This is a genomic window from Sphingobacterium sp. UGAL515B_05 (genome assembly GCF_033097525.1).
Lineage (GTDB): Bacteria > Bacteroidota > Bacteroidia > Sphingobacteriales > Sphingobacteriaceae > Sphingobacterium.
Map to the genome: position 1 here is coordinate 5551104 of NZ_CP109907.1, position 12397 is coordinate 5563500.

The 12397-nt window shown below is 36.2% G+C and carries 15 protein-coding genes; 9 read left to right on the forward strand and 6 right to left on the reverse strand.

Features of this window, described 5'->3' with window-relative positions; translation table 11 throughout:
- Nucleotides 1–119: 119 nt before the first annotated feature.
- The 7 genes from OK025_RS23270 to OK025_RS23295 all read left to right on the forward strand — a co-directional run bounded on the left by OK025_RS23270 (nt 120) and on the right by OK025_RS23295 (nt 4384).
- The gene (locus OK025_RS23270; protein ID WP_317667122.1) at nt 120–716 is read left to right on the forward strand and encodes a TetR/AcrR family transcriptional regulator; all 597 of its coding nucleotides are present in this window, start codon (nt 120–122) and stop codon (nt 714–716) included.
- 193 nt (nt 717–909) lie between these two features.
- Nucleotides 910–1365, forward strand: a complete 456-nt coding sequence (locus tag OK025_RS23275; RefSeq protein ID WP_317667123.1) for a VOC family protein — start codon at nt 910–912, stop codon at nt 1363–1365.
- Nucleotides 1366–1480: 115 nt separating this feature from the next.
- Nucleotides 1481–2011 (forward strand): DinB family protein, encoded by a 531-nt coding sequence (locus OK025_RS23280; protein ID WP_317667124.1) that lies wholly within the window; start codon nt 1481–1483, stop codon nt 2009–2011.
- A 96-nt stretch (nt 2012–2107) separates the two neighbouring features.
- Nucleotides 2108–2401 (forward strand): PaaI family thioesterase, encoded by a 294-nt coding sequence (locus OK025_RS23285; RefSeq protein ID WP_317667126.1) that lies wholly within the window; start codon nt 2108–2110, stop codon nt 2399–2401.
- Complete coding sequence (locus OK025_RS26855) at nt 2320–2580, forward strand: PaaI family thioesterase (RefSeq protein WP_411567681.1); 261 nt, start codon at nt 2320–2322, stop codon at nt 2578–2580. Before OK025_RS23285 ends, OK025_RS26855 begins: the two co-directional genes overlap by 82 nt.
- Before the next feature lie 38 nt (nt 2581–2618).
- Complete coding sequence (locus tag OK025_RS23290) at nt 2619–3467, forward strand: alpha/beta hydrolase (protein WP_317667127.1); 849 nt, start codon at nt 2619–2621, stop codon at nt 3465–3467.
- Between the two features lie 17 nt (nt 3468–3484).
- On the forward strand, nt 3485–4384 hold the full coding sequence (locus tag OK025_RS23295; RefSeq protein ID WP_317667129.1) for an MBL fold metallo-hydrolase: 900 nt from the start codon (nt 3485–3487) through the stop codon (nt 4382–4384).
- Between the two features lie 12 nt (nt 4385–4396).
- Here OK025_RS23295 and OK025_RS23300 read toward each other — a convergent pair whose 3' ends face one another.
- The 4 genes from OK025_RS23300 to OK025_RS23315 form a co-directional block, all read right to left on the reverse strand.
- Nucleotides 4397–5137, reverse strand: a complete 741-nt coding sequence (locus OK025_RS23300; protein ID WP_317669783.1) for an alpha/beta hydrolase — start codon at nt 5135–5137, stop codon at nt 4397–4399.
- Nucleotides 5138–5409: 272 nt separating this feature from the next.
- Entirely contained in the window at nt 5410–5823 is a 414-nt protein-coding gene (locus tag OK025_RS23305; RefSeq protein ID WP_317667130.1) for a MarR family winged helix-turn-helix transcriptional regulator, read from the reverse strand.
- 87 nt (nt 5824–5910) lie between these two features.
- Nucleotides 5911–6294 carry a hypothetical protein gene (locus OK025_RS23310; RefSeq protein WP_317667131.1) on the reverse strand — a complete coding sequence of 128 codons (384 nt, stop codon included), beginning with the start codon at nt 6292–6294 and terminating at the stop codon, nt 5911–5913.
- Nucleotides 6295–6479: 185 nt separating this feature from the next.
- Nucleotides 6480–8033 (reverse strand): serine hydrolase, encoded by a 1554-nt coding sequence (locus OK025_RS23315; RefSeq protein WP_317667133.1) that lies wholly within the window; start codon nt 8031–8033, stop codon nt 6480–6482.
- Nucleotides 8034–8417: 384 nt separating this feature from the next.
- Here OK025_RS23315 and OK025_RS23320 point away from each other — a divergent pair, with 384 nt between their 5' ends.
- Nucleotides 8418–9401, forward strand: coding sequence for a type I glyceraldehyde-3-phosphate dehydrogenase (locus OK025_RS23320; protein ID WP_317667134.1), 984 nt, complete (start codon nt 8418–8420; stop codon nt 9399–9401).
- A gap of 83 nt (nt 9402–9484) precedes the next feature.
- Here the strand turns inward: OK025_RS23320 and OK025_RS23325 are convergent, their stop codons facing one another.
- The gene (locus tag OK025_RS23325; protein ID WP_317667135.1) at nt 9485–10144 is read right to left on the reverse strand and encodes a vancomycin high temperature exclusion protein; all 660 of its coding nucleotides are present in this window, start codon (nt 10142–10144) and stop codon (nt 9485–9487) included.
- Nucleotides 10145–11002: 858 nt separating this feature from the next.
- A complete protein-coding gene (locus OK025_RS23330) occupies nt 11003–11218 on the reverse strand; it encodes a hypothetical protein (RefSeq protein ID WP_317667136.1) in 216 nt (71 codons plus the stop codon).
- A gap of 459 nt (nt 11219–11677) precedes the next feature.
- Between OK025_RS23330 and OK025_RS23335 the strand changes: the two genes are divergently transcribed.
- A complete protein-coding gene (locus OK025_RS23335; protein WP_317667137.1) occupies nt 11678–12313 on the forward strand; it encodes a hypothetical protein in 636 nt (211 codons plus the stop codon).
- The last annotated feature ends 84 nt before the right edge of the window (nt 12314–12397 follow it).

Below are 12397 nucleotides of genomic sequence, written 5' to 3' on the forward strand. Positions count from 1 at the left end.
CTTTATAGGATTACATCATGAAAGAATTTGATAACAGTAGACAGTTATTTTTCGATAAAAAAAAGACCGATTGTTTTATTTTATTTATACTTTTGTAAAGGATTAACATTCGCTGTTAGATGAAAATAACAAAATCTGAAAATACCAAACGGCTCATTATCGAGAAAACTGCATCTGTGTTTAACACCAAAGGCTACGCAGGCACATCGATAAACGACCTGATGACTGCAACAGGACTTTCAAAAGGTTGCATCTATGGTAATTTCGAAAATAAAGATGAGATTGCTTTGCAAGTTTTTGATCATAACTTCGCTAAGGTCACCCAGCATATGAAAGAGCGCATTCTGGCCACCGACAGCTCTATAGAACGATTGCTGGTTTATCCACAAACCTATAAAAACTATTTTAGGTACTCCTACTTTCAAGCTGGTTGTCCGATTCTAAATACCGCTACTGAGGCGGATGATACACATCCAAAGCTAAAAGAACGGGCACAAAGGGCGCTTGGATTTTGGAAGACATCGATCGAAAACCAAATAAAACGTGGTATTGTAAGACAGGAGATAAAAGAAGAAACAGACCCAACTGAATTTGCCGTGATCATGATTTCAATGATCGAAGGAGCGTTTATGCAGGCAAAGGTCAACAACCATATGACCGAGCTCAAAATAGCAATGTCTTTCCTTGAAAAATTAATTAGGAATCTGCGTGTATAATTATTTTTTACACTATAGAAAAGACCGATTGGTTTTTTTTAAAAAAGATTGTATTGGAAAAACAGAATGAAAAAATTCAACGAGAAGCATTATTGAATAAAACACATGTCTATATCGATATAGTTAAGAGTTAGAATATCGTTGAGTTGTTTTTAAACGAGGTTGCTTAAATATTAATAAAAAATATAAAAACATGATTGAGGGATTATATGAAACACACATTCAGGTGAGTAGCCTGGAAACTGCGGTTAAGTTCTACACGGAAGTAATGGGGTTGCAACTTGCACATTACGATGCAACCAGGCCGATCGCATTTCTTTGGATCGGCGAAAATAAGAAAGCAATGCTTGGACTCTGGGAGCAGCCGGAGAATTTACAGAAGCGACATTTTGCTTTCGGCTGTTCGAAAGATTTTCTACTGGAATCTGCCAATACTTTTTTACAAAAAAGAGAGTTACAGGCCTATAATTTCCTTAAAGACGGTACCAACGAACCGATGGTTTTTGCATGGATGCCCGCACTTGCGCTATACTTTGACGATCCGGATGGCAATCAGCTTGAATTCATCCATATTTTGAAAGGTGAAAGTAAGCCGGAACTTGGGGTACTCAGCTATCAAAAATGGGTAGAGATTAATGAATCTCATTAGAATAATATGCACATCGTAGGCAACTGTTTGAAGCATGATTTTTTTGCATTGGATGAATGGATAATACCTACCAATAATTGAATAAATAACAAGTTATGATTAAAAAATGGGAACCGTGAAATCACAAGCATTGGTCAAATGGTTTGATCGAAATTTCGATTTAGATATAGACAATTATCGTTACGAAGATAGCCTAACGCGCCTCGCATATTTTCCGGTAATTTTAAAACAATTACTGGAAAACTGTCGTAAATCAATTGCAACAGTGAAGGTTGTAGGTAAATGGTCTATTCACGAAAATATAGGACATTTGATCCTTTTAGAAAAACTCTGGAGCAGTAGGTTTCAGGATATAAAAGGAGGAAATCAAAATATGTCATCCGCTGACTTAAACAATTTCGCTACTGATCAGGCTTCTTTCAATAAATATCCGCTCAACAATCTCACTAAAAGTCTGGTACATGAACGAGATCAGACCATTGCACTATTACAAAATATGAATGAAGAAGATTTTCTGAAGACTAGTATACATCCGAGGTTAAATCGACCAATGTCAATCTTAGAGCTAATGCATTTTGTGTCCGAACATGATACAAATCATATGCGGTCCATGCTATTCATTATAGCTAACACAGAAAACAATTAATTTTTAACAACAAAAAGATTGGCTATTTATTTGAAATAATATACTGCCCGTCTTACTGTATATCTATTTAACTAAAAACCTGGCAAAACATTACATATGAAAAAGTTATCAATACTTGATTATCTTAATAAGATGATCAAAAAAGAGCTTATCAGAGATATGTACACGCACATGCAATATCCAACTGCAATATCAAACACCCCAGGTATGATGGTCAAGGAAATAGGATTGGGTACAGCGACAGTGGAAATAGACACGAAAAAAGAACAACATAGCAATCAGCAAGGAACTATCCATGGTGGATTGATATGCGAATTGGCAGATGCAGCAATAGGAACGGCTCATTCAACTTTATCAAGACAGGCGAATCCTTTACCAGTGTGGAACTGAAAATCAATTTTTATAGGCCGGTTTTTGAAGGTATACTTATAGCCAAAGCCTCAGCCCTACAAAATGGAAAAAATTTGAGTCATTATCAATGTGAGATTTTTTGCAGTGACGGAAAAAAAGCAGCCATGAAAATCAGTACAGTGATGACCTTAAAAGGTGAAAAAGCGAAGGGACGTTAGTTTATTTATTCCCATAACATTAAATTAGAATAATATTCATGAATAAAACAGTTTTTAAAACTCAAGAAGGAAAAAATAAGATTATCCGTGCGTACGATGATACAATCAATAGTGCATCATTGCCATTGAAAACCTATATGGTTCAAACAACTTTTGGCGACACCTATTTTTTGGAGTCAGGCAGTCAGCATCAAGAAATCCTAATCTTATTACATGGTGCATCTTCAAATGCAACCTCATGGTTGTCGGATATAGCCGAGTATTCAAAACAATATCGGGTAATCGCTATAGATATTCTCGGCGAAGCAGGAAAGAGCGCTGAAAACAGGCCATCTTATAAAACTACAGACTTTGCAGATTGGTTAAAAGAGATTTTCGACAAACTCAATCTGAGCAAGGCAACTATAATTGGCTTATCACAAGGAGGTTGGCTAGCATTACGATTTGCAATAAGCTATCCGATATTAGTCGACCGACTTATTTTGCTGACACCAGCCGGAATAATTCCGACAAAAAAAACATTCATTATAAAAGCCCTTTTCTATAGTCTATTGGGAAAAAAGGGCCGTATCTTGATCAATAGATTGGTATTAGGAATCCAATCTGTGGACAGTAAGATTGTTGCATTTATGGATTTAATACAAAGCAATTTCAATGCGAGGATAGAAAAAGAGTATATTTTTTCAGACGCTGAACTGGACAATTTAACGATGCCGGTTTTATTTATTGGTGGGGATCAGGATGTAATCCGCTCGACACAGGATATTACTGTAAGATTGGAAAATATACTTAGTGACTTTACAGCAATCACAATTCCACAGATGGGACATGTATTGTTTGGCCTAACAAAGCAAATATCCCCTTATCTAAAAAAGACAAGACGCTAATTAAACGTACGATAAGAATGAGTTCACGTATAAACTACAGTCACCTCAAAATTCCCTTTGACACATTGGAGCTCTATATTCTTTCCGATGGATTTTTTGATATTGGCCCCTATCAGCCTATCATTGCACCGGATATTTCAATTACGGATCTTCAAAAAGAATTAAACCGTCTTCGTTTACCAATGAGCATTTACGAAGCCCCTATAAACGTGATGCTCATCAAAAAGAACGATCAACTGATTTTAGTGGATACCGGTGAAGGATTTTACGATAAACAAAACGCGGGAAAATTAGTTTATAGCCTGGAAAGCGCAGGGTTTCGTACTACAGATATTTCTGATGTATTGATCACCCATAGTCATCGAGACCATATTGGTGGTATTTTAACCGAAGACGGAAGTTTAGCATTCCCAAATGCGAGATTTTACATTTCGCGAGCTGAAATAGAATTTTGGTTCGGAAGCCATCCAGATTTTTCAGCTAGCTTAAGACCCGAATTTGGCAACTCGTCCATATCCATGGTACGGCGGATACTCGGCACTATTATGTCTCGTTTGGAGCTATTTGATGCTGGGGATGAACTGTTCTCATGCATTAAAACTCTGGCTGCTCCGGGGCATACCCCTGGGCACATTATATTTACTGTTTTCTCCGATCAATTGTCTATTACGCATCTGGTAGATCTGGTTCATAGCCCTTTATTGATTGCAAATCCAATGTGGGGCACCCAATGGGATGTTAATTTTTCATTAGGTAACATCAGTAGAAAAGATATACTTGAACAATGCTATAATCAAAACAGTCTAGTTTGCGCTTCCCATCTTCCCTGGCCTGGAATAGGCTATATCAATCGCGTCCATGACCAATATCAATGGATTCCAAAGCCTTATAATTCACCCCTGGTCCTTAATTTGTAATCTCGCATTGAATTATTTAGCGATAAAATCTGAAATATTCTCTATCAGAGAAGGAAACAGCTCCTTTGGTAGAGCGTGTCCCGTGCCATTCTTTAGAATCAGATCGCAATTATGTATATTACTTTTTAAATCCGCCGCATGCGCAGCACCAAATAAAGGATCTTGATCGCCGTGTATCATCAATGTTGGTACATCAAGACAATGGAGTACATGTGGGTTGTACGTATAACTTGCAAGTGCAATGATCTGACGAAAAGCTTTTATCAGAGATGACTTTCGGTATTCGTCTTTGATAATTAGCTCACACTCCTTTTCCTCATTGAACCGATATCGGTTGTCATAAATCGCTTTCATAAAGTCGACTTTTTCTTTTATGAAGATTTGCCTATCACCTTGAAAACTTGTGGTTGAGTTTGTTAGTTTTCTTATCATTGCGTCATCAACTTTTGGGAGAGTAGGATTAAAAGATGAGGACATAAATAAAATCAATGTATTGGTCAGTTCGGGATATTTATATGCAAATAACTGTGCAATGATACCACCCATCGACCGTCCGACAATATGTGCGCGTTGGATGCCGAATGCATGCAGCAGATCTCTTATGTCGTCGGCCATATCTATTAAAGAATAAGGAGCAGCGTGTTTTCCGGGCTGCTGCAAAAAATCGTCTAGGGAAGAACTATGGCGGTCGTTGCCACTATCGGAAATAAGAGTACTTTTTTCCGCAGTCTCTATTATCGAAGCGGAGCACACGAAATCCTTCTTCTGCAAGCTTATTACAAAATCAGAGTTCCCAACGGGTCATTTGGGTATTTAACCCACTGACCAAGACAATAGTTTCTTTATTTTTTTCGCCAAATATTTCATAATAGATGACAGTATTTTTCAGCTCAATATATTCCATATATAATTTACAATGATTGCAATTTCCAAAGACAAAAGTCTTGAGTCCTAGATAGGACTAAACAATGTTCTGTCTAAAAACTCAGTTTTTCTTTATTTTTTGTCTATAGGCAAATTAATGTTTAGAGATCACCGCCTAAGACCTTTAGCTGGTTCGAAAAATTTTTTAGATCTTTTGTCCCTATCCCATCTAACAGCTTTTTGGAGATGTATTCGGCTGTAACGCTCGCCTCCTTATAAACCTTATCTCCGACAGTACTGAGCTTGACGTAGCTTACGCGAGCATCCCTTTCATTACTGTCCTTTTCAACAAGTCCTATTTTTTCCATAGGTGAGATAATGCGCGTAATCCCTGATGCAGTTAAACCGGTATTTTCGGCCAAGTCTATCCGCTTTAAACGGTTGCCAGGGGCTTTGCTTAAAATATGCAGTATCATAAAGTCTGTAAGACTTATTCCATGCAGGCTCAAACCGTCAAATTTCTTGACAAGGACAGATTGAACTTTTATAATGTTGAGAATCGTATTTATTTCCATGACCAAAATATTTGCAATATATTTGACTATTCAAATATATTGCAAATATACAAGTTTTTTTTAATAGGTCACGAAGCAATACTTTTTCTATGATTTAATCTTAAAGGTATATTTGTAATTCAGATTGAAATTATAGCGTTTGGTATTCTGTCCGTAATAGTCGTTGACAGCATCAAGGCTTTCCTCAATGGTGGTGTGGGGGATTGTTGCAATAGCTGTAGCGGTATTGGTTAGACCTCCACCAAAGATAAAATTGCCATTTACAAAAAAACCAACTGTATTCTTTTCGTCAATAAAATAGTCCACACCAGTCTGGGCAGCCATTTTCTGAAGTTTGTCCACATCGATCATATAGCTGTCATAGAACTTTCCATTTTTTAGCTGGCGATCATTGTAATACCCCAATGTATGATTATATGTTCCAAAAACATTAATCTTGTTAACTCGATAGTTAAAGGCAAGGTTTTCCAATTGTTTGGGACTGATTCCATAGGCAAAAGCTGTGGAAATGCTTCCATTTTATCCTTTTGTCTAATTTTTCTTGGTTTTTATATTGATTATACCAGGCGCTCCAGTGGCAAGAATATTCCAATTAATAAGAATTTTTATATGGAAGTCCTTCGGTTTATAATAAAATCTTTTTTTCTCAAGATTATTTATCGTTGCTCTGAATGGTTTTTGTCAGCCTTACGATCAAACATAACCGGTTTTTCGCTACCGTCCAATAGAATTCCTATACCTTGAATCTGACCGTCCACATCGCTAAAAAAGTTAAATAAAAGATTACTTGGTTCTGTATCCACTACGCCATTTTTATCTACTAAATGTGGGTCAAAAACGTCATAATGTCGATGTAGAAGGATAACTTTCTCATACCCCAGCTCACTGTACAAGTGACTATCTTTGAGCTTTATCTCAATAATTCCATAAGCGGGATTTTCAAAAGAACCAATGTATTGTTTTAAGGGATGGGAAGCTTTCGTCGATGGAACAGGTAACTTTTCTACTTCTTTTTTTACCTGACGCAACGAGTCGATTTCTGCCTTTTTCTCTCCATTCCAATCAATTGGATCCAAGCCCAAAAGTATATCCGAGATAGAATTTCTGACTACCGTGGGAACCCTAGATACGTTTTGATTGGTTAATACGACAATTCCGAGTGTATCTGTTGGAAAAAATGATACGTTTGCAGAAAATCCGTTTATATTGCCACCATGTTCTACTTGATAATGCCCTCTATAGGACCCAATCATCCAACCTAAGCCATAGTTAGAGAGGAAAACATCTTTATGCTTGTCAGGTAAACCAGCATCCATCACCATCTGAGAACTTGCAGCCTCCTTTATATAATCTGTCGGAAGTATTTCCTTCCCATTAAAATAACCTTGGTTGAGCCAAACCTTGAGCCAATTAGACATGTCGCTCACACTGCTGTTGATGCTTCCTGCAGGCCCCATACCATTAATATTATAATAATCAATCTGTTTTATCGTATTGTCTTTAGAAAGTGAATAGGGCAAAGAAACATCACTATCCCGCTGAAATGCTAGAATATCGGTATTGGAACGCGTCATTTGTAGGGGCGTAAAAAACTTTTCTTGAATATTCTGTTCCCATGTTTTACCGCTTAGTCGCTCTACAATCATTCCTTGCGCAAGGTACATAAAGTTGTTATAGAACCATTTCATTCGCAGGCCTGAACTCGGTTTCATAAATCTGACCCTCGTAATCAGCCTATCTCTATTTTTGCTATTGAACAGAAACCAAGATAAATCATAGCGGGACAACCCAGTCCTATGCGCCATCAAGTCCTTAAGAACAATTTGATTGTCCATTTCATCATTGTAAAACTTTAATGCTGGCAATAAAGCTACTGCTCTGTCCTCAAATGTCAGTTTGCCATCCTTTCTCAACAAACCTAATAATGAAGCGGTAAAAGCTTTGGAGCTTGAACCTATGGCAAAAAGAGTATTCGGTGTGACCGGTTTTTTCTGAGCGAAATCGCGATAGCCAAATCCCTTACTATAAATTACGTTATCACCTTTTACAACAGCGACGGCGAAGCCTGCTACATGATGATCTTTTAAAACGCGGTCAAGTATTGAATCAATTGCTGCAAATTGATCTTTCGGCTCAATTATTTTCCCAACTTGAGAAAATAACGATAGAGAAAACAAAAAGCCCAAAATAAAGGTTATCAGGAGTTTCATACCAAATGGGAATTTATACGAAAATACTTATTCAACTTGATTTCCACAAACGTTCTCCTCTTTCCCTTTCTGACTGCAACACAGTTAGGATTTTTCTCCAAAAATGAAAGAAAAATGCAAGGTGCTTCAATCTATTCCAAATTATAGAAATATTGACCTCTAAGTATCAATTGTATCATTTTAATAGAGTTATGTTAGATTCCCAGAGAACAGAAAAGATACCCAATAAAAGTCAATTTTTCTCCGGTTTTATCAGTGCGTGATTGTCGGAAGTCTATGATAGAGAAATTATTGACCCATGTCAATCTTTTTTTTCGAAAAAAAAAAGAACTTAGTTTATATAAAACAAAAGAAACAATAATAAACAGAATTAAAAGGCACATTATGAAAAAAATAGCTATTAATGGATTTGGCCGCATCGGACGTGCCGCTTTAAAAATAATAACAGAAACTACTGACCTTGAAGTTGTTGGAATCAATGATCTGATGAGTATTGAAAATGCTGCCTATCTGCTTAAATACGACAGTAACTATGGGAGATATGAAAAAGATGTCCGCATCGAGGGAGATACACTTGTGGTCAATGGAAAAGCTGTTAAATATACAAGCATAAGGGAAATTGAAAAATTACCTTGGAATGATATCCAAGCTGATATCATTATCGAAAGTACGGGAATTTTCACAAACAAAGCAGATGCAGAAAAACATCTGACCTCTGGAGCAAAATTTGTAGTCATCTCGGGTCCGACCAAAGATACGCCTACAGTGGTTCACGGGGTAAATACGGAAGACGGAAGAGTTTCTGTTTTTTCATGCGCAAGCTGTACTACCAACAATATAAGTCCAATAATCGAAATATTAGGCAGAAGGCTCGGGATAAAAAAGGCAATCTTAAATACCACACACGGATATACGGCTTCACAGGCTCTTGTAGATGCTCCTTCAAAAAAAGAACCGCGTATGGGAAGAGCGGCAGGAATAAACCTTGCTCCTGCTGCCACAGGTGCTGCAATAGCGACAACCAAAGCACTTCCGCAATACGCGGGAAAATTTGACGGAATCGCTGTCAGGGTGCCAGTCCCAGTAGGTTCTATATCAGATATTACTTTTATCGCGGAAAGGCCTACTACGATCGAAGAGATCAACCAAATTTTGATCGAAGAATCAAAAACCGATCGATATAAAAAGGTACTAACAGTAACAAACGAGCCTTTAGTATCTACCGATATCATCAAAAGCCCATTTGCTTCGACAGTCGATTTGGAAATGACCAGAGTTGTCGATGGTGATCTAGTAAAAGTGATGGCATGGTATGATAATGAATGGGGATTTACCAACCAAATGATAAGACAAATTCAATCGATTTAGAGTGATAACAACGAAAAGTTGGATATACAAGCCCCTTCAATAATTTGAAGGGGCTTTTTTCTAATCAATACGCAGTATATAAGCTATTCTTTCGTGTAATTTGATTTCCCATTTATATCAACTGATCCACCTAGATACTTTGGTTTTCGGTTTCTTATTACGTCCAATACGGCTTTGGTAACCGATAATTTTTCTCTCAGTGTGTAGTATTTATAACCGGGATAAGCACCTCGGTCCGCACTATAGCCAAATGACTTTATGCCCATTTTGTCGCCTAGATAAAGACATCTGTTTAAGTGATATTTTTGGGATACCAAGATTGCTGTGTCAATATGAAAGATATGTTTTGCACGATACATGGTCGAATAGCTATCAAAGCCCGCGTAATCGATGTATATTGCTGTGGTATCAACACCATTTTTCTGGCAGTATAATTTCATTACGGTAAGCTCATCGTACTCATCTCTTCCGTTATCTCCCGACAGTAGTATTTTATCTACTTTGTTGTTTTTATATAGCGAAATCCCAGCATCCAGCCTATCTTTTAAATACCGACTGGGCTGATCGCCATTTATTCCCGCGCCAAAAATAACAGCTACTTTAGCTTTGGGCACATCTTTAAGTTCGGTGAAAATCGTCTTTTCTGTTTTGGTCGTTACATTGCGACTAGTTAACAAAACCAAAACCAGTGCTATTAGGCTTAGGACGATAAGCACTAATATGAACTTTCTTATTTTTTTCATCAGTTTAACTTTTCAATGATTCTGCAGGATCATTTTGAACCTAAATTTAGTGGTAATAACACCAATAAATTGAACTAATTATAATTCGCTGGAAATGAATTATAATTCGCTATATAGAATTTCCTTCTATTCCACCATATTAAAATAGGAATCATGTTTCAAGATTACATTTAAGATACTAGTATACCCCACGCTCACGAAGATGGTCGCATTTTTCGTTGGCTATCCATAGCTGGCTTTGAGAATTTTTCTATTTCTATACTTTTTTATGAAATGCTCATAACATTGCCATTTTTAATTATATTAATATTAGCTCCGATCGGCTTGTATTATAATTGGAAGAGCTATAAGACGAAAGAAGAGCCCAGAAAAAAAAGGACAATGTTCTTTATGGGGCATCTTTTCTTCTGCATGATGATCATTTTAATGTTTGTGTCTGTAATTAAGGGGCTAATTGATCATAATTGGTAAAATTAATTTCACTACTGTCCTACAGTATCAAAATAATATTCAATTATCTTTGAAAAATTAGCTTAAACATCAAAATTAAAAATATTAAAGTCTTTGTCGATAAGAATATATCTTAGAATACCAATAACATAATAGGCCAAAAGCGATTAAAGACCGCTCCAACCTTCAAAAGCAACTAATGCCTAAATACAAATTAACAAAAAATACAATGCGTTAGAGACATAAATTAATTCAATCGATTACGCTTTTTTATACATTTAGCTAAATTTAACTTTGTCTAATCATTAAGCTCAAATCAGAATCTCCATAGGTTGCTAAATACATTGTTACTTTTAAGTTGGTACGCCACTTAAAAGTAACAATGGGTATAAGCTCAACGACTATTTCTTATGAAAGACATTTGTTTGGCGGAATTATTTTATTTACATAATCTTTGACTTCATAAATCTCGGTTCTTTTTTCTTCAAAGTTTTCTTTCAGCTCCGTTACTGAATAATTCTTGTCAAAACTGCCAATAGCCGTCGCAATCATCAAGATAATATCTACAAAAATTGCAAATCCAATCCCACAAATAATCAAAAATATTTTTAGAAAACTCTTCATTTGTTGTTATTATTGCTGTTATTCCATTGATTAGGTTGCAGCCGTAGCTCAAATTTAAACAATTTTCAAGGCATATCCTTTAATCTCTTCTCGGTAATTATTGCTGACAACAAAATTTCGAAACATATTATTAATTCCTGTTTTAAAAGAATAGAAATTTATGTATATAATAATGCAATTGTTTTTATTAATCGGCCACATTCTCTTACACAAGAGAACGTATGCAACGGACTCAACTTCGTTTAAATGCCTATTACGATATAATATAAGCTGTGTGAGATAATCCGATCTTATGTCTCATGATCTTCCGGCACTATTTCAATAAATAATCTCCTATTACTTTTATAATCGAGCATTGAATAAAGATAAATGCACTAATCAGATTAAATACTTGCCTTAGGGCAAGAAGTCAAGGAAGTTTAAATCGTAGTTTTATAAAAAAACAACCACAGTTTAATTATGAAATATCTGTTTTTAGCTATCACATTTAGTTGTATTGTCCTATTTTGGTTTGCTGTACAGCGTAAACTTGCGGTAATCGTTTATATAGTATGGTCGCTCATCATATCAGCTGCAGCATTTTCAGGATTCTTCATACAATTTCCACCCTCATTCGGTTTGACATTATTGGGTACAGTATTCACAGTATTCTATTGTACAAAATTATTAGCTGATTCAATGGTAAATGTATATCTGCTGTTGGCCATTCATGTTGTACGCATACCTGTAGAATTTATTCTCTTCGCATTATTTCAAGCGAAGATACTTCCGAGAGAAATGACCTTTATAGGCTGGAATTTCGATCTAATCTTTGGAATTACCGCTTTGATATTTTTGATAGGAAGTTCGTTCAACCGAAAAATTTTCAATTCACAATTATTTATCCTGTGGAATATATTTGGTATTTGCTCACTTTCGATTGTAATTACTTTAGGCATATTATCATCACCTCTTCCAATGCAAATGATGGGATATAATCAGCCCAATATCGCTGTTCTACAGTTCCCATATGCCTTACTCCCTAACCTGATTGTACCGTTCATCATCTTATCACACATTCTCTTACTTCGAAATTTAATTACTTCGAGGGCCTAATAGCAGCTAGCTTCTTTGTCATGCATTTGGCGTATTTTATGTAAAAAAATAGTCATTCGGAACAGATGTTGACAATATACAATA

Excerpts from the sequence above, each read along its gene's own strand:
- OK025_RS23270 (WP_317667122.1), top strand. The coding sequence starts at position 120 with ATGAAAATAACAAAATCTGAAAATACCAAACGGCTCATTATCGAGAAA.
- OK025_RS23275 (WP_317667123.1), top strand. The coding sequence starts at position 910 with ATGATTGAGGGATTATATGAAACACACATTCAGGTGAGTAGCCTGGAA.
- OK025_RS23285 (WP_317667126.1), top strand. The coding sequence starts at position 2,108 with ATGAAAAAGTTATCAATACTTGATTATCTTAATAAGATGATCAAAAAA.
- OK025_RS26855 (WP_411567681.1), top strand. The coding sequence starts at position 2,320 with ATGCGAATTGGCAGATGCAGCAATAGGAACGGCTCATTCAACTTTATC.
- OK025_RS23290 (WP_317667127.1), top strand. The coding sequence starts at position 2,619 with ATGAATAAAACAGTTTTTAAAACTCAAGAAGGAAAAAATAAGATTATC.
- OK025_RS23295 (WP_317667129.1), top strand. The coding sequence starts at position 3,485 with ATGAGTTCACGTATAAACTACAGTCACCTCAAAATTCCCTTTGACACA.
- OK025_RS23305 (WP_317667130.1), bottom strand. The coding sequence starts at position 5,823 with ATGGAAATAAATACGATTCTCAACATTATAAAAGTTCAATCTGTCCTT.
- OK025_RS23315 (WP_317667133.1), bottom strand. The coding sequence starts at position 8,033 with ATGAAACTCCTGATAACCTTTATTTTGGGCTTTTTGTTTTCTCTATCG.
- OK025_RS23320 (WP_317667134.1), top strand. The coding sequence starts at position 8,418 with ATGAAAAAAATAGCTATTAATGGATTTGGCCGCATCGGACGTGCCGCT.
- OK025_RS23325 (WP_317667135.1), bottom strand. The coding sequence starts at position 10,144 with ATGAAAAAAATAAGAAAGTTCATATTAGTGCTTATCGTCCTAAGCCTA.
- OK025_RS23330 (WP_317667136.1), bottom strand. The coding sequence starts at position 11,218 with ATGAAGAGTTTTCTAAAAATATTTTTGATTATTTGTGGGATTGGATTT.
- OK025_RS23335 (WP_317667137.1), top strand. The coding sequence starts at position 11,678 with ATGAAATATCTGTTTTTAGCTATCACATTTAGTTGTATTGTCCTATTT.